This is a genomic window from Zunongwangia sp. SCSIO 43204, assembly GCF_019904275.1.
GTDB classification, from domain to species: domain Bacteria; phylum Bacteroidota; class Bacteroidia; order Flavobacteriales; family Flavobacteriaceae; genus Zunongwangia; species Zunongwangia mangrovi.
Genome location: NZ_CP063204.1, coordinates 1,946,641 through 1,967,236 on the forward strand (window position 1 = coordinate 1,946,641; position 20,596 = coordinate 1,967,236).

Annotated in this window: 24 protein-coding genes; 17 read left to right on the forward strand and 7 right to left on the reverse strand. The window is 36.8% G+C overall.

What is annotated here, in order from left to right; genetic code table 11:
* The first annotated feature begins 259 nt into the window (after nucleotides 1–259).
* From INR75_RS08560 to INR75_RS08605, 10 genes are all read left to right on the forward strand, one after another.
* The gene (locus INR75_RS08560) at nucleotides 260–925 is read left to right on the forward strand and encodes a hypothetical protein (RefSeq protein ID WP_223091556.1); all 666 of its coding nucleotides are present in this window, start codon (nucleotides 260–262) and stop codon (nucleotides 923–925) included.
* A gap of 162 nt (nucleotides 926–1,087) precedes the next feature.
* On the forward strand, nucleotides 1,088–1,576 hold the full coding sequence (locus tag INR75_RS08565) for an NUDIX domain-containing protein (RefSeq protein WP_223091557.1): 489 nt from the start codon (nucleotides 1,088–1,090) through the stop codon (nucleotides 1,574–1,576).
* A complete protein-coding gene (locus tag INR75_RS08570) occupies nucleotides 1,573–2,226 on the forward strand; it encodes a phosphoribosylanthranilate isomerase (protein ID WP_223091558.1) in 654 nt (217 codons plus the stop codon). Before INR75_RS08565 ends, INR75_RS08570 begins: the two co-directional genes overlap by 4 nt.
* A gap of 315 nt (nucleotides 2,227–2,541) precedes the next feature.
* The gene (locus INR75_RS08575; RefSeq protein WP_223091559.1) at nucleotides 2,542–2,871 is read left to right on the forward strand and encodes a helix-turn-helix transcriptional regulator; all 330 of its coding nucleotides are present in this window, start codon (nucleotides 2,542–2,544) and stop codon (nucleotides 2,869–2,871) included.
* 48 nt (nucleotides 2,872–2,919) lie between these two features.
* Nucleotides 2,920–3,396, forward strand: a complete 477-nt coding sequence (locus INR75_RS08580) for a DUF6428 family protein (protein WP_223091560.1) — start codon at nucleotides 2,920–2,922, stop codon at nucleotides 3,394–3,396.
* Nucleotides 3,397–3,415: 19 nt separating this feature from the next.
* The gene (locus INR75_RS08585; RefSeq protein ID WP_223091561.1) at nucleotides 3,416–4,189 is read left to right on the forward strand and encodes a metallophosphoesterase; all 774 of its coding nucleotides are present in this window, start codon (nucleotides 3,416–3,418) and stop codon (nucleotides 4,187–4,189) included.
* A gap of 13 nt (nucleotides 4,190–4,202) precedes the next feature.
* Nucleotides 4,203–4,583 (forward strand): glycine cleavage system protein GcvH, encoded by a 381-nt coding sequence (gene gcvH, locus INR75_RS08590; protein WP_223091562.1) that lies wholly within the window; start codon nucleotides 4,203–4,205, stop codon nucleotides 4,581–4,583.
* A gap of 2 nt (nucleotides 4,584–4,585) precedes the next feature.
* The gene (arsB, locus tag INR75_RS08595) at nucleotides 4,586–5,632 is read left to right on the forward strand and encodes an ACR3 family arsenite efflux transporter (RefSeq protein WP_223091563.1); all 1,047 of its coding nucleotides are present in this window, start codon (nucleotides 4,586–4,588) and stop codon (nucleotides 5,630–5,632) included.
* Between the two features lie 272 nt (nucleotides 5,633–5,904).
* Nucleotides 5,905–7,458, forward strand: coding sequence for an IS1182 family transposase (locus INR75_RS08600; protein ID WP_223091564.1), 1,554 nt, complete (start codon nucleotides 5,905–5,907; stop codon nucleotides 7,456–7,458).
* 503 nt (nucleotides 7,459–7,961) lie between these two features.
* Complete coding sequence (locus INR75_RS08605) at nucleotides 7,962–8,312, forward strand: hypothetical protein (protein ID WP_223091565.1); 351 nt, start codon at nucleotides 7,962–7,964, stop codon at nucleotides 8,310–8,312.
* A gap of 105 nt (nucleotides 8,313–8,417) precedes the next feature.
* On the opposite strand, the gene INR75_RS20455 is transcribed toward INR75_RS08605, so the two are convergent.
* Nucleotides 8,418–9,602 carry a hypothetical protein gene (locus INR75_RS20455; RefSeq protein ID WP_255584684.1) on the reverse strand — a complete coding sequence of 395 codons (1,185 nt, stop codon included), beginning with the start codon at nucleotides 9,600–9,602 and terminating at the stop codon, nucleotides 8,418–8,420.
* Between the two features lie 206 nt (nucleotides 9,603–9,808).
* On the opposite strand from INR75_RS20455, the gene INR75_RS08615 reads away from it, so the two are divergent.
* The 3 genes from INR75_RS08615 to INR75_RS08625 all read left to right on the forward strand — a co-directional run bounded on the left by INR75_RS08615 (nucleotide 9,809) and on the right by INR75_RS08625 (nucleotide 11,326).
* Complete coding sequence (locus tag INR75_RS08615) at nucleotides 9,809–10,471, forward strand: hypothetical protein (protein ID WP_223091566.1); 663 nt, start codon at nucleotides 9,809–9,811, stop codon at nucleotides 10,469–10,471.
* A gap of 210 nt (nucleotides 10,472–10,681) precedes the next feature.
* Complete coding sequence (locus INR75_RS08620) at nucleotides 10,682–10,966, forward strand: hypothetical protein (protein ID WP_223091567.1); 285 nt, start codon at nucleotides 10,682–10,684, stop codon at nucleotides 10,964–10,966.
* A gap of 204 nt (nucleotides 10,967–11,170) precedes the next feature.
* Nucleotides 11,171–11,326, forward strand: a complete 156-nt coding sequence (locus INR75_RS08625; RefSeq protein WP_223091568.1) for a hypothetical protein — start codon at nucleotides 11,171–11,173, stop codon at nucleotides 11,324–11,326.
* A 14-nt stretch (nucleotides 11,327–11,340) separates the two neighbouring features.
* On the opposite strand, the gene INR75_RS08630 is transcribed toward INR75_RS08625, so the two are convergent.
* From INR75_RS08630 to INR75_RS08655, 6 genes are all read right to left on the reverse strand, one after another.
* Nucleotides 11,341–11,496, reverse strand: coding sequence for a hypothetical protein (locus INR75_RS08630; protein ID WP_223091569.1), 156 nt, complete (start codon nucleotides 11,494–11,496; stop codon nucleotides 11,341–11,343).
* Between the two features lie 23 nt (nucleotides 11,497–11,519).
* On the reverse strand, nucleotides 11,520–11,996 hold the full coding sequence (locus tag INR75_RS08635) for a GNAT family N-acetyltransferase (RefSeq protein ID WP_223091570.1): 477 nt from the start codon (nucleotides 11,994–11,996) through the stop codon (nucleotides 11,520–11,522).
* 33 nt (nucleotides 11,997–12,029) lie between these two features.
* Nucleotides 12,030–12,938, reverse strand: a complete 909-nt coding sequence (locus INR75_RS08640; protein ID WP_223091571.1) for a bifunctional helix-turn-helix transcriptional regulator/GNAT family N-acetyltransferase — start codon at nucleotides 12,936–12,938, stop codon at nucleotides 12,030–12,032.
* A gap of 7 nt (nucleotides 12,939–12,945) precedes the next feature.
* Nucleotides 12,946–13,881: an NADP-dependent oxidoreductase gene (locus INR75_RS08645; RefSeq protein ID WP_223091572.1), complete on the reverse strand. Its 936-nt coding sequence runs from the start codon at nucleotides 13,879–13,881 to the stop codon at nucleotides 12,946–12,948.
* A 115-nt stretch (nucleotides 13,882–13,996) separates the two neighbouring features.
* Nucleotides 13,997–14,356 carry a RidA family protein gene (locus tag INR75_RS08650; protein ID WP_223091573.1) on the reverse strand — a complete coding sequence of 120 codons (360 nt, stop codon included), beginning with the start codon at nucleotides 14,354–14,356 and terminating at the stop codon, nucleotides 13,997–13,999.
* Between the two features lie 48 nt (nucleotides 14,357–14,404).
* Nucleotides 14,405–15,214 (reverse strand): hypothetical protein, encoded by an 810-nt coding sequence (locus INR75_RS08655; protein WP_223091574.1) that lies wholly within the window; start codon nucleotides 15,212–15,214, stop codon nucleotides 14,405–14,407.
* A 365-nt stretch (nucleotides 15,215–15,579) separates the two neighbouring features.
* On the opposite strand from INR75_RS08655, the gene INR75_RS08660 reads away from it, so the two are divergent.
* The 4 genes from INR75_RS08660 (at nucleotide 15,580) to mobC (ending at nucleotide 20,397) form a co-directional block, all read left to right on the forward strand.
* Nucleotides 15,580–16,479, forward strand: a complete 900-nt coding sequence (locus tag INR75_RS08660) for a toprim domain-containing protein (protein ID WP_223091575.1) — start codon at nucleotides 15,580–15,582, stop codon at nucleotides 16,477–16,479.
* 229 nt (nucleotides 16,480–16,708) lie between these two features.
* On the forward strand, nucleotides 16,709–17,104 hold the full coding sequence (locus INR75_RS08665) for a plasmid mobilization relaxosome protein MobC (RefSeq protein ID WP_370629895.1): 396 nt from the start codon (nucleotides 16,709–16,711) through the stop codon (nucleotides 17,102–17,104).
* On the forward strand, nucleotides 17,092–18,396 hold the full coding sequence (locus INR75_RS08670; RefSeq protein WP_223091576.1) for a relaxase/mobilization nuclease domain-containing protein: 1,305 nt from the start codon (nucleotides 17,092–17,094) through the stop codon (nucleotides 18,394–18,396). Before INR75_RS08665 ends, INR75_RS08670 begins: the two co-directional genes overlap by 13 nt.
* Before the next feature lie 18 nt (nucleotides 18,397–18,414).
* On the forward strand, nucleotides 18,415–20,397 hold the full coding sequence (mobC, locus tag INR75_RS08675) for a conjugal transfer protein MobC (protein ID WP_223091889.1): 1,983 nt from the start codon (nucleotides 18,415–18,417) through the stop codon (nucleotides 20,395–20,397).
* The last annotated feature ends 199 nt before the right edge of the window (nucleotides 20,398–20,596 follow it).

Here is a 20,596-nt window from a genome sequence, read left to right on the forward strand (position 1 = left end):
TAGTAACGTAATTTAAAATTAAAGGAACAAACTGTGGATAAGGGCAGACAGACAACACCGTATATAGCTCATAGCTAATTAGTTGCTTAATCGAAGTTAAGTCATATTTGCAAGTCCGCCAAATTTTTTAATTTGGCTTATTGATGAAAAAGATAATAAGAAAATTAAAAAATTTGGCTCGTGCTTAACCGAAAATTTATTGCTAATTTGCACGCTACGAGCCATATACAAACACGTTAGCAGTTATTTGAAAAAACCTATGTCAGAAAAAAAATATCCTATTGAATATACGAATGAGGAAATTATCGAAAAGATAAATTCTCAATCAAAGTATTTAATGAAAAAAGATTTGACACCAGCTGCTGCAGCGAAATATTCTGGACGAATTACTATCGGATTAACAGAATTACAAAACCGAAAACAAAACGAGCTCAATAATCTGATTGGTGGACTTAATAAAGAAATAAATTTATTAAGTAAGATAACAACCCACTTTTCTGATAAACAATTAACTTCACTTGGAGGACTTGACAGCTCTTTAGAAACTTTAAATTCTGAAGTTTCATCGTTAACTGGTAGTTCCCAACAACAAGAATTTAGACTTGATTTTCTCGGAGAACTTATACACAAGCTTAACGAAGAAATAGTGTTGTTTAGAACAGCATCTGAACGCAATGCCATTTCGGCAACTAAAAACACAAGAATTTCAATTGGACTTGTAATATTTTCAACATTAATTTCTGGAATTGCTTTATTTTTCGCTCTGAAAGATTATGAAGGAGATAAAGTTTGGGAACAAAATCAAATAAATGCGTTGATGGAATTGAATGAAAGTATAAAATCTTTACAGAAAAGTAATCTGACTAAATCAAAAAGTCAAGACAGTCTACTAATTGAATTGAAAAAAATAAAAACAGCGGAATAAAAACAACTGCTAACACCGTATAACAACAATTGCGGCTTTGTGTCCTGCGGACACAACCGCGCAAGCATAAAAGTCGGTAATTTTAGCTATCTTAGTTTTCAATCAACCCGCAACTTATTGTTATACAAAACCGTTATGCCTCACCCTAAAAGACGACACTAAATGAATAAAATACCGATAGGACTTAAAAGAGTAGCGACACTCTGCATTTTGAGACATAAAGACAAATTCCTATTGCTCAAAAGACTTAAAGAGCCAAACAAAGACAATTTCACACCAGTAGGCGGAAAACTTGACCCTTTTGAAAGTCCTTTAAAGTCAGCCATACGTGAGACTTTTGAAGAAACAGGTATCAAAGTTGAAACGATGAAATATTGCGGTATTTTGACAGAGACCTCACCAACAGAATACAATTGGACTGGTTATGTGTATATCGCAGATATTGATTTTGTTGAACCACCAAATTGTAACGAAGGGACTTTGATGTGGATTAATTTTGACGACCTATTGAATGTACCAACGCCAAAAACTGATTGGTATATTTACAAGTATATTCTTGACAACAAAACTTTTGCGTTCAATGCCGAATATGATGATGATTTAAACATTTTGTCAATGACAGAAGAAATTGAAAATAAAGTAATTATATGACAAGACCAAGAGTAAAAATTTGCTGTATAAGCAGCATTGAAGAAGCAAAATTAGCCGTTGAATACGGTGCTTCTGCATTAGGTTTGGTTGGTCATATGCCAAGTGGACCAGGTGTAATTGGAGATGAACTCATTTATCAAATTGCCAAGGCAGTACCACCACCTATTTCAACTTTTTTGCTAACAAGTGAAACAAAACCACAAAACATAATTCAGCATTATAAAAGAGTAAATACTACGACAATTCAGATTGTTGACGAATTAGAACAACGAGAGTATCAATTACTGCGAGACGAATTGCCAAATGTGAAATTGGTTCAAGTCATTCACGTTATTGACGAAAATTCTGTAAAGGAAGCAATCGAAGTATCTAATTATGTTGATGCTATTTTATTGGACAGTGGAAATCCAAACTTGTCTGTGAAGGAATTAGGCGGAACAGGACGAACTCATAATTGGGAATTGAGCCGAGAAATAAGAAAAGTAATTCCAATTCCTTTATTTCTTGCAGGTGGACTAAACAAAGACAATGTTAGACAAGCAATCGAAACTGTTCAACCTTTTGGGCTTGACTTATGCAGTAGTGTTCGGACAGAAGGACAACTTGACCGACAAAAACTTAAAGACTTTTTTAATGCAATTGGGTACTGAAACATACGACAAAAAGAAGGGCAAAGGCATAACACTGGCTATACGTAATGCGGGCAAAAGTGCTGTTATGAAAGTAATTACATTAAATAAACTTTTCGGTAGGCGGACAGTGAAGTGCCTTGAAATCCCGCACTACGCATATCCAAACCGTTGTGCCTCATTGTAGAAACCCGACCCACAAATGGCACATTTGTTTTTTTCCGACACACAAACCACCGCTCAAAAAACCAAAAGAGCCATTTTTGCCAACACACCGAAATAATTTGGTGTATAAAAATATTAATCGTAATATTGCAATGAATTAATAAAGAAGAAATGGGATTGGTCAAAACCGAAATATTCACCGAACAACAAAATGAAATTGCCCTATTTGCAAAAGCTTTTGGACATCCAGCAAGGGTAGCTATCATTCAACATCTATTCAAATTAAACACCTGCATTTGTGGTGACTTGGTTGATGAAATAGGATTGGCGCAACCCACCATTTCACAACATTTGAAAGAATTAAAACATTTGGGACTGATTCAGGGAACCGTAGAAGGAACAAGGGTTTGCTACTGCATTAATCCCGAAAGTTGGGCTAAAATGAAATTAATGATGACTGATTTTTTAAATCAAGACCTTCCAAAAGTAGATTGTTGCTAAAAAAATTTAACTCACTCAATCGTATAATCGCAATAAACAAATATAAATATGAACCTTTCAGAAGTAAAAAACAAACTAAAGCAATTGCAAAACATTGCTTTTGAATTACCAAACGGAGAATTAGTGCCCAATCACTTTCACGTTACCGAAGTTGGCAAAATAACCAAACACTTTATTGATTGTGGCGGAACTGTTCGCAATGAAGAAGTGGTAAGCTTTCAACTTTGGAATGCCAATGACTATGACCATAGGCTTCACCCCGAGAAATTATTGAAAATCATCGAACTTTCAGAAAAGACCTTAAACATTGATGAAAGCCTGATGGTAGAAGTTGAATATCAAGGTCAAAGTATTGAAAAATATGGTTTGGACTTTGACGGTAAAAACTTTCTGCTTTCTACCAAACAAACTGATTGTTTGGCGAAGGATAAGTGTGGAATTCCTGAAGATAAGCCCAAAATGAAATTATCGGAACTTCAAGCAACTCAAGCTTCTTGCTGCACGCCAAATTCAGGTTGTTGTTAAACTCAAAAAATTAGAGAATATGAAAATTGCATTGTTCAGCGACATTCACGCAAACCTTCCTGCATTGGAAGCTTTCTTTAAAGACGTAGAAAAGAGAAACCCCGACAGCATTTATTGTTTGGGCGATTTAGTGGGCTATAACATTTGGCCCAACGAAGTTGTAAATGAAATTCGTAAACGTAAAATCCCAACGATTGCAGGAAATTATGATTTTGGCATTGGACGAATGAGCAACGATTGCGGTTGTGCTTACAAAACTGATGAAGAAAAAGCAAACGGAAGTGTTTCCATTTCATTTACCAATTCCATAATGAAAGATGAAGAAAGAGCTTATTTGCGCACACTTCCGGCACATATCAAAGTTGAATTTCAGTTAAACAACGATAAACTGAATTTACTTTTGGTTCACGGAAGCCCACGAAAAATAAACGAATACCTTTTTGAAGACCGTGAAGAAAAAAGTATGCTTCGCATAATGGAACAGGCAGATGCTGACATTATGTGTTTCGGGCATACACACAAACCCTATCATCGCATTTTAAATTCGGGAACTGACGGACAAAACCATTTTCGCCACGCCATAAACATTGGTTCAGTGGGAAAACCTAAAGACAATGATGTAAGGGGTGGTTATGTGATGCTCACTATCAACGATAACAGTTCTATTCTTGACAAAGACAGTATTCAGGTAGAATTTATCCGATTTGACTATGATATAGAAAAGGCTGCAAAAGCAGTTGAAGAAAGTATTTTACCAAACGACTATGCCGAAAATCTAAGGCGAGGATATTAAAAAAGCAATTACAATGAAAATCCCACACGATTTATATTATTCAAAAGAACATACTTGGGTTCGTGTTGAAAATGGTATTGGAACCATCGGCATTACAGAGTTTGCCCAGAGCGAATTAGGTGAAATCGTATATCCGGACTTGCCAAACATTGACAGCAACTTTTCTCAAGACGAAGTTTTCGGTTCTGTGGAAGCTGTAAAAACAGTAAGCGATTTGTTTATGCCTATATCAGGTAAAATTATTGAAACAAACCAAATATTATTAAAAGCGCCCACATTAATAAACGACAATCCATATGGAGATGGTTGGTTGATTAAGATAGAAATTGAAGACAGCAACGAGCTAAAAAAATTACTCACGGCAGAACAATATGCCAAAACTTACAACCCTTAATTATGGCAACAAAAAAATTAAGCTTTCTTGATAAAAACCTGACGCTTTGGATTTTTATTGCAATGGCAATAGGTGTAGGAATTGGGTACTTTTTTCCGAGATTCCCTGATTTCATCAACTCATTCAATCAAGGAACTACTAACATTCCGATAGCTATTGGGCTTATCTTAATGATGTACCCACCCTTAGCGAAGGTGAAATATTCATTATTGCCCAAGGTTTTCAGAAATACTAAAATTCTTTCCATTTCACTTGTTCTGAATTGGATTGTAGGCCCCGTTTTGATGTTTGCTTTAGCCATCACCTTTTTGCGGGACTATCCCGAATATATGGTTGGACTAATCTTAATTGGTTTAGCCCGCTGTATTGCAATGGTGTTGGTGTGGAACGACCTTGCAGAAGGGAGTAGCGAATATGGAGCAGGTTTAGTAGCATTGAACAGTATTTTTCAAGTGTTTGCCTATAGTTTTTATGCTTGGATTTTCATAACGGTTCTTCCGCCTTATTTTGGCTTTGAAGGAGCTATCGTTGACATTTCAATCGGAACAATTGCTGAAAGTGTGGCTATTTACTTAGGAATTCCTTTTCTAATGGGCATATTGAGCAGGCAAATTTTAGTACGATTAAAAGGTGAGGATTGGTACACACAGAAGTTCATTCCTGCCATTTCGCCAATGACCCTTATTGCCTTATTATTTACAATTTTGGTAATGTTTTCATTAAAAGGAGAAATGATAGTGGAAATACCAATGGACGTTGTAGTCATTGCCGTTCCGTTGCTCATTTATTTTGCATTAATGTTCATCATCGGATTTTTCGTCACCAAAGCAATGGGGGAAGAATATGATAAAACAGCTTCGGTTGCCTTCACGGCAGCAGGAAATAATTTTGAATTGGCTATTGCGGTTGCCATTGCAGTTTTCGGACTCAATTCAGGACAAGCGTTTGCCGGTGTGATTGGACCTTTGGTAGAAGTCCCAGCCTTAATTTTGTTGGTTAGAGTTTCATTTTGGTTGAAGAAAAAATATTTCGGAACTGCCAATGCATAAAGCCATACACATTTGCAGGTCGCACCAGCCAACGCTCAACCAAAACCTACAAAAGAGTCTGGCTTTCCCCACGCTGACTGAAAAGAGAAAGAAAAACAACGAAGGCACAACAATGTATAAGAGCAATAGCGGGTGAAGTGGTAAATTTAAAAGTCTGTACATTTAATAATATTTGGTGGTGGCGGACAAGTTAAACGCTTCGAAATCCGCTACTGCTCTTATACAAGACCGTCAGACTGTCTCAAAACCTAAGAATTTCGTATTTTTAGGATATGGAATACCAACAAGGACAAGACCGCGAACAGCTTAGTCTTTACGCAACCTGTTTGGATGATATGATTCCCCAGGATAATAGCGTACGACTCATTGATCAATTTGTCAACTTGCTTGATTTATCACAGATGGGCTTTCAAACCATAGCCACTCAAGGGAGGCCGCCCTATGATCCCGCAGATTTGCTCAAACTCTTTATCTATGGCTATATGAACCAGATGCGATCTTCCCGAAGATTGGAGAAAGAGGTTTATCGTAACATTGAAGTGATCTGGTTGATTAAAAACTTAAAACCCGATCACAATACCATTGCCCGGTTTAGAAAAGAAAACCCAAAAGCCATCCGAAAGGTGTTCCGGCAAAGTGTGGCCATCGCCCGTAACTTCAACCTGATCGGGGGAACACTTATTGCCGGGGATTCTACCAAGCTAAGGGCGCAAAACAGCAAAAAAAATAACTACAACAAAAAGAAAATACAGCGGCATTTAGAGTACATCGATAAAAAGCTCGAAGAGCATAACCAAGAACTGGCCAAGGCTGATGGAGACCGGAAAAAAACCGAAGAAATTAAAGAGCAAATTAAAGGGCGCAAACAGCAACAGACCAAATACCGGGCAATACAAAAACAATTAGACAAGGATGCTTCTTCTGAAAACCCACAACGATCGACCTCTGATCCTGATAGCAGACATCAAATTGTAAGGGGAACCGTTACCGAGGTCTGCTACACCGCGCAAACTACCGTAGATGCCAAACATAAGTTACTGATCGATTATAAACTCACCAATCAGAATGATAAAAAAGCAATGGGCTTCATGCTCAGAAGGGCCAAGTCTATTTTACGATCAAATTCCTTTACTGCACTCTATGATAAAGGCTATCATACCGGGAGCGAGTTCCATATTGCCGATAGTCTAGGTATCGATACCCTGGTGGCCATTCCGGCCATTGGACGTAAAAGTCAGGCGCCAGATCCTAAATACAATGCTGAAAACTTCATTTATAATCCTGATGATGACGCCTATACTTGCCCCCAGGGAAATACTTTATACAGCAATGGCTCCTGGTACCAAGCCCGCAACTATATGTTTAAACAATACAAGACCAAGGCCTGTAAGGAGTGCCCGGTACGCAGCAAGTGTACCACGGCCAAAGCTAACGGTAAGATTATACAGCGCACTCAATTTACCCAGATCATCCAAGGCAACGCCAAGCGGGTCGAACAAAGCGGAGAGCTTTATAAAAAGAGGCAAGCGCTGGTCGAGCATCCCTATGGCACTATGAAGCGGCAATGGGGCTTTGATCATATCATGACCAAAAGGGGCATCAAGGCAGCTTCTGCAGATTTTGGACTCATCGCATTGGCCTATAATTTAAGAAGATTGTTCAATAGTAAAATCGGCTTACAGCAACGCATCGTGGTTCTGTTTTTAACCTTCAAGAAGTATATTAAAGCTTCTATAAGAATGAATAAAGCTTTTATCCAATGCATAACAAAAAATACTGATCATAGTATAAATTTTGTTTTCAATCCTAATTTCAACTATTTTTAAAACCAAAGCAGGTAGTTTTGAGACAAACTGCCGTTGCCACACATTTGAGAAAAACATATGGAATTAGACCAATTTATTACCACAACCTTGAAATCGATTATTAAATCTGTTAATGATACAATAGAATTTGCCGAATAGAATGGAGCAATAATAAATCCAGTTATAATGGAACGAATAGAAGACCACGACTAAACAACTTCTATTTGGAGAAAGGATGGTAGAAGACATTTAACAACTGTGGATTTTGACGTTGCTGTAACTGCTTCTAATGAAGAAAACAGCAAAATAGGTGGCGGACTTAAAATTCAAGTTCTGGATTTGGACGCTTCAACTTCTGAAAATTTGACTAACGAGACAACGTCCCGAATAAAGTTTAGTTTAAAAGTGGCTCTTCCACATCAAGGGGATAAATAGTTTTGATAAATAAACTTCGATAGTATTATAGACAAAAACTATTGCATTGGTATTTTTCATATCTTTGTTCTATCTAAAATAGAATGTTTATGAATATGACAATCGAGGATTTTGACGAGAAATTAAAACCTATTAAAAAAGAGCTATTTGATAGCGAGTTTTTAAAAACACCAAGTATATACAGTTTGGAACGAGCTGGAAATACTCTTTTGGACTTAGTAAAACAGATAAGACAACAAAATAATGAATTCGACCCTTGGCTTCATTCACTTAAAATGGACTTGGATATTTATCTCGCGGATTTAGGTGGTGAATTACAGCACGATTATGATAGAGGTAATAAAAGATATAAAGGGAAATGGACGACTGAAAAAAGAAAGGTTGTTGGTTTTATCTCAAGGTTTAGACAAAAAATATTGGAAAAACAAACAGCGGAATAAAAAACGTGTGGCAATCGAGTGGATGGCTCCGCCATCAAATGACGGAGTGCACCCCTCACACCACCCAGCGTACGGGTCTCGTACTGGGCGGTTCAACAATGAAACTCATCGATTGTAGTATTCGATTAGACTAACATAACCTTTCATTTTTAAGCGTTCTACGGTAATGGTGGTACGCAAAATAGGACTCTTGGCAACTGCCCAACCGCCCATTCTGGTACGGCTCCAAGCGTAGGCGTGGTCTGGGTTAATTCCCAACCGAATCAGTTTTTTCCGTTTTCGTTCGGGCTTTTTCCAGTGGTGCCAGATGCAATACCGTAAACGATTCCGCAGCCATTCTTTATTTTTTAATTTTATATGCAATTCTTCAAAATCCTTATAAAATATTCCTATATCTAAATGTGATGTCAATTCTTGAGTAGCTACTAAGTGATTATCATTATTCACCTGTATCATTGGTAGAGATGCACAAGCCAAAGTAGAAATCCTAGCCGGATAATTTAAATCATCCCAACTCATTCTTTGTAATTTCCCAAAATTATAACTTTTAAACAAGTGTAACCATCCTGCATCATATTTAGAAAATTCCTCACACCATTTATCTTGCCTTACGGTGCTATGTATGTGCAAATATCTAGAGAAAGAAGAATTTTGTACCTCTTTAATATAATCATAATAAAGCAAATGATAGTAATTGCCATATAAATGCAAATGAATACCTCTTTTGAACAATTCAAACATTCTCATAGGATTAAGACCCACCAAGCGTCCAGGAACTACTGTATGTATTTCTTGATCTAATTCGGAAATCTTTCTTGTATAATTATCCTTAAACCAATTTTTAACAGGCAAATCTCCATCCATGCAAAAAAGGAGTTTGTCCTTAAAGTTAATAAATAGAGAATACCATTGCAGGGATTCTCTATTTATAAAGATATTTCCATCAGAATTATCTAATAAATAAATAAGTTTATTCCAATCACCAAATTGCCTACAATAAAAAGGACCTTCTTTGAAATGCCATATAAATGGAAACCTTAATTTATTTTCTCTAATATACTTCAAAACCTCGAAAGCTAATGAAACTGCTTGATAATTTAATAGACCATATATGATATCTGTCTGAATTTCATTTAATTTTTGTTGCCAGTTTATTATTGATAAATCAGTGATATTACTATATGGAAATGGCCCGATAGCATTATATGGATTGGGATTACTTATCCATAAGCCCCATAATTTATGACCTCTTTTTTCTAATTCGTAAATTCTTTCGGAATTATAAGCCAATTCACTGGAAACTTGAAGATCTGGAGTCGGAAAAGACGAAAATCTAAGAAAGTATTAAACAAATCTCGAACCTGTCTCGATTTGATGCTCTGTTCTCGCCTTTTCCAAGATTCCCCACCTATCAAAAAAATGGTGAAAACGACATATACTAAATTGATTTAAATAGTGATATTTGTAAAAAGTTTAAATATTTAAATTGCTTTTCTATGCTTCAAAGTAACCCAACCAAGAAAGGAACAGGATTAGAATTATGGGGTGATTATGGTGACTTAACAAGCCTGTATGAAACCATTCATAAAATAGGGGAGCGGTTAAATGAATATAAGAAGGAAGAGAAGGGGCAATCGGACATAATAATGGGCTTTGCTTATGAGGTCCGAAAAGCTTTCCAACATTCCAGGTTGAAAGATAAGTTTGTTTTTGACTCGGAAAATAAGGTTGAATATTTAGGCTTTAGATATCTATGGACAGACTTCCTTTATTTAATTTCCGTTCTTCGCTATAATTCAGGTTATGTAGTGCTGGATGCCCTGGATCAGGCAAATCTTCATATCCTCGAATATAATTGTAAGAAAACTTTATTTGATTATGATCCCCAGGGCGCACAACAAATTCAAAATTTCATAGATCAAAAAATTGATATACATAATGACCTGGTTTTTTTAGTGCTGCAGGCTATTAATATAGAGTATTTGAGTAAAATCCCGGGAAAAAGAAGATTTCGGGGAATACCAGATTTGTTAATTGCTTATTCTCAATTTTCACCTGCTTATAAAATGTGGGAGTCTGATATGATGAGTAGGGCTAATGAATTAGGCTGTAATGTACATGAATTAAATTATAGGGATTATCCTGAAATAGTTTGGTAATCATTAAGTAAAAAAGCAGTTTTCAGACAGAATTTATTCTGAAAATCTTAAAACCATCTAAAGCTGCTTTTAAGAATCTTAAACCTTCGCATAAGGAGCTGCATCTAAAGTTGCATTTAAGGTTCTTACGTTTAAAGTCGTAAGAAATAAGTAGATGAGATTAAAGTAACTTAATGTCGAATATCAGGTTAAATTTTAATAGAAATTAAGATGGAAGAAAATAAAAAAACGGTTGCAGAATTGACTATCTATTACAAAAAACAGCGTTTGACCAGCCTGATTTTTGATACTCAGCAGACCGCAGACAGATGCTTTGAAACTTTAAATATGCTGTTTAACAAAAAAGGAGAAAAGGAATTTTCGTTTAGCGGAGAAATCAAGACAATATATTCGGGTAGTAGTCTTATTGAGGAACTCAAAAATTGGGAAGATGGGAAAATAGAGCCTAAAGGTACGCTTCTGGAAATGATAAAAATCCTGGATCGTTTAAATTAAAGCTAAAATAGGGGGATAGTTTATTTTCATAATTTCACTAATCTTCAGAAGATTTTTATTTTTAAATATCTTACATAATTAAATAGAAATTATTTCATTTCCATCTAAGACTCAAAAAAACTATATTTGTAAAATATTCTTGAAGCGTTTTGCTTTGAGTCCGGCACTTAAACTTAGGAAATTTCGATAACAACAGGACAACAAGTGAAATACATTACCGTAGCAAAAGATTTTACCTTAATGCTATCCTCAGGAGAATTTATTAAATTTACTCCTGTTAACGATTCATTATTTGAAGATTGGCTCATAGCAAACAAGGTTCAAAATAGCAGAAAAGAAGAAGGCTGGATAACCGAATAACCAGCCTGAATACTTTACTTCCCTTTTCCTAACTCATTTAACTTTTCATTGAGTTCAATTAGCCCAGCTTTTTCGAGATACTGACCGGCAATAATTTTCAATTCTTCCAGATTTTCATCAGGGATATTGGATAAAAGTCCTTCATTTTTCTCATCATCTTTCACTACCAATCCACGCTCAATTACATGATTTATTAATTGAATTTTTTCACCATTTTTATGGTAGCTCTTTCAACCAATGGATTCTCAAGCCTCTCAAACCGGAAACCATACTTGCTATACAAATTTAACGCCTGAACCAATTGATGATTGGTGTACAGAACCAAACTATCTAAGTTCAATTGTTCAGCTTTTTCCAAGGCTTTATCCATTAATAACTGCCCAATCCTTAATCCCTGAAAACCTGGTTTAACCCCCATTTTTGCCAAGGTGTATTGTTTATCCGTAATCCTTTCCAAAGCGACAGAGCCCACAATTTCATTTTCTAGGGAAGCCAGGAAAATATAGCCGCTTTTATCCAGGATTTCTTTTCGGGGATTCTCAAAAAAAGGCTTGTCATATGCAGTGACTTCAAAATATTGGGTAAGCCACTGGTAATTGATGTCCCTAAAGGCATCTCTATGGGAATCCTCATAAGGTATTATATGTACGTTGGTCTTTTCTTGTTCCATATCAAAAATATTCTTTTGCTTGTGGATGCTTTTTTATGAAACAATTTTAAGTTCCATCGTTATCCTGTTATGTTCTTTTTCAGCTTTCTTAAGCACAAAGCCCAAATGCTCAAAGAAGCTTTTTTGATGGATTTCGCAAGTGGCCTTAATTAACTTCATTGATGGGTAACTCTGTTTGATATGTTGAATTAAATGCCGTGCGACACCTTGATTTCTATACTGTTCCAGCACGCCAATAGAGTAGATTTCCATTTCGCTGTCCGTAAAGTAAATAGCGGTGTGCCCTGCCGGTAAACCATTGACACTGGCCAGGAAATAGGTGGGTTTGCTTTTTGCAGTATCTGGGTTAATTTCTTCTTCAACCGGATGCGTAAATAGTTCACGGTGTATGGCTTTCGCCAAATTTAGTGTAAATGAATTATCACATCTTTCTATGGTTAACCCCTTATCTTTGGACTTCTCTAAAATATGGACTGCTTTTTCATTGAGCCTTTCCAAAAGGGGTTTTTCCTTCAGTCGCATCTCAACTTCGATAAGAGCAATAAAAAGGTTATGCGGATTGGCTGTTATGTCTGAGAGAGTGCTGGCAATACTATCCCAATAGGGCTTTAATTCGGTAACTATTTCCCGGCCTTTAGGACTGAGCATAAGGTTGCGTTTTCGTTCGTCCCTACTATCCTTTACGGAAGAAATAAGCCCATTTTTTTCAATTTCCTTTAACAATCCGATGGCTGCCGGATGGCTTAATCCAATTTCCTTTGCTAGTTCCGTTACACTTAATTGGTCGACTATGGACAACACAAAAATGGGGGGAAACCATTTGGTCTCAAAATTGATATCGTGTGCCTGATAAAATAAATTACCTGCATCCCTTAAGGTGTCCAATACATTTTGCAGCTTTGCCGCAATCGCCAATATTCCTGCTTTCTCTATCGTGTTCATATTATTTTTATAATCTAACAATGACTTTGCCTACCGTATGGCCGCTCGCTATTTGTGCGTGGGCTTCTTCCATAGCATCAAATTCAACTATTTTTGAAATATGTGGTTTTAGAATCCCTTGTTGCAAATAATCGGCGATTACTTTCATATCATTCTCATCGGATTGCACCGTAAATTTCAATCCTTTAATTCCATTTTTATTTGCTTTATCCGTGACTGCATCATTCTTGCCAGATGGAATAGAAATAAGAACACCTTCCTTTTTTATTAATGGAATGGAACGGTCTATTGTGTCCCCGCCAACCATATCCAGCACGATATCATAGTCTTTATGCTCTTTCTCCAACGCATCGGTCTTGTAATCGAGATGTTTGTCAGCACCTAGGCTTAAAACGAATTCCCTGTTTTTTTCTGAGGAAGTTCCCACGACATAGGCTCCTAAATGTTTGGCAATCTGAACGGCAAAATGCCCTACACCACCCGAAGCAGCGTGGATCAGGATTTTTTCCCCGGATTTTAATTCTCCGAGATAAACCAATGATTGATACGCAGTTAAAGCAGCCAGACTTGTTGCGGCAGCTTCAAAATGAGAACGGTTTGAAGGTTTTTTTACTAAATCACTAGCGGGACACGCTACATATTCGGCGTATGTCTTTCCGTGTCCGGGAAAGTTTATAAGTCCAAAAACTTCGTCGCCTTCATCAAACTTTTCCGAACGGGACCGGGTCACCACCCCCGAAAGTTCCCAACCTAAAATAAGTGGATTCTCTTCTTGTAGCATAGGATAGATTCCCTTGCCGTTTTTTGTCTTTAAATCTATGGGGTTTATACCGATAGCTTTGGTCTGCACAAGTATTTCTCCTTCCTTTAATTGCGGTAGTAGAAGTTCAGTATATATAAGCTGATTAACATTTTTGTTTCTTGATAAAATTATTGCTCTCATAATATTTTACTCGATAATCGAGATTTATATGTTCCGATCCCGATAGCTATCGGGATGCGTCGAAATCTAATAGTAAGTTTCCATTGAATACCTCGCGGGTTTGCCCCGAGGTAGTTTACTTACGCTGAGGAATGTATGCTATTCCTGAAATTTCAACCGAAGCTCCAAGTGGAAGATCCAATACGGCGATACACGTCCTTGTCGGAAATTTATCCTCAAAATAAGTACCATAGATGGTGTTGAAGGTGTCATAGTCTTTCATACTTTTTAAATAGGCAATAACACTTACCAAATTATTAAAACCTCCATCGTTGTTTTCCAGTTGTAGTTTTAGATTGTCCATCATTTGCCTTACCTCATTTTCAAAACTATCATTGGACAATTTTGAGGTTTGCGGGTTGATGCCAACCTGTCCGGAAATATAAACCGTATTTTCTATTCGTAATGACGGACGTAAAGGTGCTTTGCTTTTCATTTTTTCAAGATTTTAAAGAGTTCTGAACTAATTCTGGAGACCATAAATTTATGCGAGCTTTTTCAATACCGTTACCCAGTTATTCATAAATGCATTCCGCTTTTCTGCCGAAAGCAGTTCAATAGAAAGAAATGGGTTCAGATCTTCCAATTCAACCAGAAGCAGGGAGCCATCTTTCATTCTACAGGCATCCACTCGGGTAATTCCCGTTTTGATATTGTTCCACTGTATAAACTGTTTGGCAAACTCCAAATCTTCTGGAGTTGCCCCGTATTCTTGGAGATCCCAACGCTTTTCCTTTTGCGGTGCATACAATGCATATTGAAATTTTTCATCCAAATAGTAAAAGGAAACCTCATATTCAAAATCCAAAAAGGGTTGGATGAGTTTTCCCTCGGGCTTTGCTTTTAATAGTTCTTCCTTGGTCAAAATCTCCATTCCAATGGAATCGGCCCCGTTCTTTATCTTGACAATATACTTTTCGGAATTACCAAGGGCATCAATATCTGAAATATCTTCTACGGTAGGGATGACGGGATATTCAGTTTTCATTAAATCCAGTAAATACTGTTTTCCCTTGATATCGGCCTTACCGTCAAAGGAATTGAATATGTTGATTTTCTCATTTTGTACGACATCGACGATATGGTCAAAATAGTCCTGATACCCGATTACGGCTCCGGTATTCCTAAAGACGACCAGGTCTGCCTTGTCTAGCAATGCAATCGCCTGTTGGGGATTCCCGATCAGGATATTGAAATGTTCCCTTAGTTTAGAGGTGATAAACAGATCTTCTTCATAGTAATTTCTCCCGTTCGCTTTGAAATGAAGATCGGTCAAATACAATATTGTTTTCATAGCTAAAATTATTTATGTGCAAATTTACGTAAATTTTTACATAATATAAAATTTACAAATAACTAATGTCTTGTACTTAATGTTTTTAAAACAATAGAATAATTCATTTATGCATATAATTAATGTTTAAAAAACCTTATAGAATGATGATAAGTACTTTTTGATGGCACCTTGACGAGATAATGATTTTCATAACGCCAATCAAAATTGAAACTTAGGATAGTTTTCAAATGATAATATCAGCTGTTTAGAGGTTAAATAAGAATCATTACCCTCATCAAAATATAAAGAGGATAGTTAGAAGCCATACTACTTGTTTAACTTTATGTCAATAAACTGAATAGTGAAGATGAAAATGTGTGGTTATGGATTTCAGGAAACAAAAACTTTCCATTGTGGAAGCAAAAGAAATGGATATGGTTCAGTACTTGTCCTCATTAGGTCATGAACCTTCAAAAATCAGGAACAATGACTATTGGTATGTTTCACCATTACGGCAGGAAAATACACCCTCTTTTAAGATAAATCGAAAGCTGAACCGATGGTATGATCATGGACTTGGTAAGGGAGGTAATATTATCGATTTCGGAATTGAATATCATGGTTGCTCGGTTGGAGAATTTCTGAAAAAATTGGATGGTGGTTTTTCTTTTCAAAAGCCCTTAAAAAATACTCCAAAAATAGAAAATGCACCGGAGCATCAACTTAAAATTTTAAAAGAGGTTGAGCTTAAGTCGAATGCATTGATCCACTACCTGGAACAGCGAAAAATTCCTATTGAAATTGCAACCCGATATTGCAGGGAAGTATATTATGAAGTAAACGGGAAAAACTATTATGGAATTGGTTTTAAAAATGATTCCAGTGGATTTGAAATACGTAATCCTTATTTCAAAGCAAGCAGTTCTCCAAAAGACATTACCACAGTAAAAAATGCTTCCGATGAGGTGACCGTATTCGAGGGCTTTATGGATTTTCTTTCGTTCAAAAGTATCAGAGAAAATGAGGTAAATAACACTCCTGATTTTGTCATTTTAAATTCCCTTTCCCTTTTCGAAAAAGCACGTCCATTTCTGGAATCGCACAAGTCAATAAACCTGTATTTGGACAATGATGCTGCCGGGAAAAAAGTTGCCAGGGAAGCATTGTCTAATAGCAAGAAATATAACGATCATAGCAAGCTTTACCAAAACTACAAAGACCTTAATGACTGGCTTGTCCATATTGGAAAGCAGCAGAAGAAACGCTTAGGGAATAAACTGTAAAAGTGTTGCTAAACATTTTTGAAAATCTCACTATTTAGAAAATTGCCAAAATCCCTGAAAGTACACAATAAGCCTCTGGGAGACTTTGGCAAAACGATGAGTTTGCAACGTTCCTGCAAACGGCAAGATGAACGGTTGTTTAACAACCGACATCTTGCTGCCTATCACTCGGAACTCGTGGGCAGGGCGTATAGAATGAATTTTTGAGTTTAATAACGTGATAAAGGAGATGAAGATGGAAGGAAAAAAATCAAACAGGACACGCATTATCGGGCTGCGTTTAACGCCCGATGAGTATGAAAAAATCGAAAAGAAATGGCAAAACAGCACCTGCCGAAAGCTGAGCGAATATGTTCGTCATAGCCTTTTTGAAAAGCCCATTGTAACCACATATCGTAACCAATCTGCTGATGATTTTATGGCAGAAATGGCCAAGCTAAGAAAGGAACTAAACCACCTAGGCAACAACTTTAATCAGGCGGTAAAAAAGCTACATACGCTTGAAGAAATCCGAGAATTTAGAAGCTGGCTGATTGCCTATGAAGTGGAAAAAAGAACCCTGTTCAATAAGGTGGATGAGATTAAAAAGCACATCCAAAAAATGGCAGAAATATGGTTGCAGTAATCAAAACAGGACATTCCATTCACCGCATTTTAAACTACAATGAGAACAAAGTAAAGCAGGGAGTTGCGGAATGTATCGGGGCAGGAAATTATCCCGTTGATCCGGATAAAATGAGTTTTACCATGAAGCTGAACCGTTTCTTAAAACAGATGGAATTAAACGAAAAAACAAAACGGAGTAGCGTCCATATTTCACTCAATTTTGATGTTTCAGAGCACCATTTATCAAATCAAAAATTGCTTGAAATAGCTGACAGTTATCTGAATAAAATCGGTTTCGGTGAGCAACCTTATCTGGTCTATCAACACTACGATGCAGGACATCCGCACATCCATTTGGTAACTACCAATATTGAAGCCGACGGCAAACGAATTGACTTGCACCATTTGGGCATTCGTAAGTCTGAACCCGCTCGTAAAGCATTGGAAAAAGAGTTTGGTTTGGTACAGGCTGAAGCTCAAAAAAAAGGCAAAAATTATCAGTTAAAACCTATAGCAGTCGGCAAGGCAATGTATGGTAAATCGCAAACCAAAATGGCTATCCAAAACATTCTGGAAAATGTGTTGAATCCATACAAATATACCAGTCTTCCGGAGCTGAATGCAGTACTCAATCAATACAATGTAAAAGCTGAACGGGGAACAGAAAATTCAAAGGTTTATCAAACAGGTGGATTGCTATATCGGATACTGGATGCTGACGGGAATGCGGTAGGTGTCCCCATCAAATCTAGTCTGTTTTATAATAAACCAACCTTGAAATTTCTGGAGCAGAAATTCAAAGAAAATATGGAGAAACGAACATCTTTTAAAAGACGGATTAAAAATGCGGTGGATAAAGAATTGTTATCAAAAAAGTCATCCATTCCAAAACTAATATCTGCATTGAAAAAACAGGGTATTCATATTGTACTAAGGCAAAATGTTAATGGAATTTTATACGGAATCACCTATGTGGATCACCAAACCAAATGTGTTTTTAACGGGAGTGCTTTAGGCAAAGCCTACAGTGCCAAAGCCATTCAAGAAAGGTGTTTGCCGGAAGGGGTTTCAGGACAGGATTTGCTAAGGCATCCCGACCCGAAACAAACCATTGGGTTACAGCCACAGACTATCGCTGAGGCAGAAACCAAAGAAACTGATAAAGAGGTTCAATCTGCTACTATACCAACAGGAAAAGAAAATGTATTGGAGGTTTTAACCCAGGCAGAAAACACCTCAGATTATTTACCTAATCAGCTTAAAAAGAAACGCAAAAAGAAGAAAAAAAGAAATCTGAATAATAACCAGTAAAAAAATAAAGCTATGGCAATGCACACCGGAGAAAATGAACAGGCACTGAGAAAAATACTGGATATGACTAGGCTTATCAGTATTACCATATTAATCATCCATTTCTATTATTACTGCTACAGTGCTTTTGAACTATGGGGATGGCAAAGCACTTTTAGTGACCGTATTTTAAGCAATATTTATAAGACGGGATTGTTTAACAATTTTCACAAATCGAAATTAATTGCGCTTGGTTTTTTGGGTATATCTCTTTTAGGGGCGAAAGGGAAAAAGGATGAGAAATTAAACCATAGGACGGCTTTTGCCTACCTGATTACCGGACTGCTTATTTATTTTATCAGCTATCTGTGTATGAAGTTGAATACTCCTATAATGACGACTGCTATTTTGTACATGGCACTAACTGGAATAGGCTTTCTGCTGGTGTTGACAGGAGGTACTTTGCTTTCCCGAATCATCAGGGATAAAATTAATAACAAGGATATATTTAATAAGGAAAACGAAACCTTTCCACAGGAAGAACGATTACTGGAAAATGAATATTCCATAAATCTTCCTGCGCAGTACCAATTAAAAGATAAGCAGCGAAAAAGTTGGGTCAATATCATTAATCCATTCAGAGGGTTTATGGTATTGGGAACACCCGGTTCCGGTAAATCCTACTTTGTGATACGTCATGTAATCACCCAGCATATCCGTAAAGGTTTTACCATGTTTGTGTACGACTTTAAGTTTGATGACCTTTCCAAAATAGCCTATAATACCTGGCTGAAAAGCCAGCATCGATATACCAAGCCCCCGGCATTTTATGTGATTAATTTCGATGATCTTACCCGTAGCCATCGGTGCAATCCCTTAGAGCCTTCAGCAATGACTGATATTACTGATGCGGCAGAAAGTGCCCGTACTATTTTGATGGGGTTAAACAGGGAATGGATTAAGCGCCAGGGAGACTTCTTCGTGGAATCCCCAATTAACTTTCTAACCGCTATTATCTGGTATCTGAAAAAATACAAGAATGGTGAATTCTGTACCTTACCGCATGTAATTGAATTGATGCAGGTAGATTATGATAGCCTGTTCACATTATTACGAACCGAGAAGGAAATTGAAGTACTGATAAATCCTTTTGTTAATGCATACCTCAATGATGTTATGGAACAATTGGAAGGTCAAATTGCTTCCGCAAAAGTGGCAATGGCCAGGCTTTCATCCCCACAATTATATTATGTGTTATCGGGTAATGATTTTAATCTGGATATCAATAATCCCGATGATCCAAAGATAGTTTGTATGGGAAATAATCCGCAAAAAATACAGATTTACGGAGCAGTATTATCGCTCTATGTAAACCGGTTAATCAAGCTGGTGAACAAAAAAGGAAAGCTAAAGAGTAGCCTCATTTTTGATGAGTTCCCGACTATCTATCTGAACAATATGGATAGCCTGATTGCCACTGCAAGGAGCAATAAGGTTTCTACCTGTTTGGGTATTCAGGATTTTAGTCAGCTCCGCAAAGATTACGGACGTGAGCAGGCAGATGTGATTATGAATATTACAGGAAATATTGTTAGCGGTCAGGTTACGGGGGATACTGCCAAACAATTATCGGAACGCTTTGGAAAAATCATGCAGGACAGGGAGAGCTATTCGATTAACAGCGGGGACACTTCCATAAGCCGATCCAAACAATTGGAAGCAGCCATACCACCTTCCAAAATATCGGGATTAAGCTCTGGTGAATTTGTGGGTATGGTAGCGGATAATCCAGATTGTAAGATTTACCTGAAAGCTTTCCATTGTGAGATTATTAATGACCATGATAGTCTTAAGCGTGAGGAAGAAAACTACCGGGATATTGAAGTGATCCGAAAGCTGGATTCGGGTATGGTACAGCGCAACTATTTCCAAATCAAACAGGATATACAGGACATTATCCAATCAGAAATGGAACGATTGCTGAACGAACCGGGGTTGAGCCATTTGGTGGTAAGAAAGTAGAATTAAGATTTAGAAATGTTCTAATATATTTAAGGAATTATAAAATTGAATGAGCAATATTAGTTACCGTTTTTCATATTAAACTTATATTAAGGCAGTTAGAAAGTGAAATTTTATTTTCCTTTTTTACGGTTTTCCTTATTCTTTTTTCACTAATTATTCTTACATTGGACAAAATTTGACAAGTCAAAATATAAAA

Bases quoted from the DNA above. Each gene is read 5' to 3' on its own strand.
- INR75_RS08665 (WP_370629895.1), top strand. From the start codon at position 16,709: ATGAAGATGGAAGGAAAAAAATCAAACAGGACACGCATTATCGGGCTG.
- INR75_RS08620 (WP_223091567.1), top strand. From the start codon at position 10,682: ATGGAAGAAAATAAAAAAACGGTTGCAGAATTGACTATCTATTACAAA.
- INR75_RS08660 (WP_223091575.1), top strand. From the start codon at position 15,580: ATGGATTTCAGGAAACAAAAACTTTCCATTGTGGAAGCAAAAGAAATG.
- INR75_RS08615 (WP_223091566.1), top strand. From the start codon at position 9,809: ATGCTTCAAAGTAACCCAACCAAGAAAGGAACAGGATTAGAATTATGG.
- INR75_RS08585 (WP_223091561.1), top strand. From the start codon at position 3,416: ATGAAAATTGCATTGTTCAGCGACATTCACGCAAACCTTCCTGCATTG.
- INR75_RS08575 (WP_223091559.1), top strand. From the start codon at position 2,542: ATGGGATTGGTCAAAACCGAAATATTCACCGAACAACAAAATGAAATT.
- INR75_RS08650 (WP_223091573.1), bottom strand. From the start codon at position 14,356: ATGAAAAGCAAAGCACCTTTACGTCCGTCATTACGAATAGAAAATACG.
- INR75_RS08570 (WP_223091558.1), top strand. From the start codon at position 1,573: ATGACAAGACCAAGAGTAAAAATTTGCTGTATAAGCAGCATTGAAGAA.
- INR75_RS08670 (WP_223091576.1), top strand. From the start codon at position 17,092: ATGGTTGCAGTAATCAAAACAGGACATTCCATTCACCGCATTTTAAAC.
- INR75_RS08645 (WP_223091572.1), bottom strand. From the start codon at position 13,881: ATGAGAGCAATAATTTTATCAAGAAACAAAAATGTTAATCAGCTTATA.
- gcvH (WP_223091562.1), top strand. From the start codon at position 4,203: ATGAAAATCCCACACGATTTATATTATTCAAAAGAACATACTTGGGTT.
- INR75_RS08600 (WP_223091564.1), top strand. From the start codon at position 5,905: ATGGAATACCAACAAGGACAAGACCGCGAACAGCTTAGTCTTTACGCA.
- INR75_RS08580 (WP_223091560.1), top strand. From the start codon at position 2,920: ATGAACCTTTCAGAAGTAAAAAACAAACTAAAGCAATTGCAAAACATT.
- INR75_RS08565 (WP_223091557.1), top strand. From the start codon at position 1,088: ATGAATAAAATACCGATAGGACTTAAAAGAGTAGCGACACTCTGCATT.
- mobC (WP_223091889.1), top strand. From the start codon at position 18,415: ATGCACACCGGAGAAAATGAACAGGCACTGAGAAAAATACTGGATATG.
- INR75_RS08655 (WP_223091574.1), bottom strand. From the start codon at position 15,214: ATGAAAACAATATTGTATTTGACCGATCTTCATTTCAAAGCGAACGGG.
- arsB (WP_223091563.1), top strand. From the start codon at position 4,586: ATGGCAACAAAAAAATTAAGCTTTCTTGATAAAAACCTGACGCTTTGG.
- INR75_RS08640 (WP_223091571.1), bottom strand. From the start codon at position 12,938: ATGAACACGATAGAGAAAGCAGGAATATTGGCGATTGCGGCAAAGCTG.
- INR75_RS08560 (WP_223091556.1), top strand. From the start codon at position 260: ATGTCAGAAAAAAAATATCCTATTGAATATACGAATGAGGAAATTATC.
- INR75_RS08605 (WP_223091565.1), top strand. From the start codon at position 7,962: ATGAATATGACAATCGAGGATTTTGACGAGAAATTAAAACCTATTAAA.
- INR75_RS08635 (WP_223091570.1), bottom strand. From the start codon at position 11,996: ATGGAACAAGAAAAGACCAACGTACATATAATACCTTATGAGGATTCC.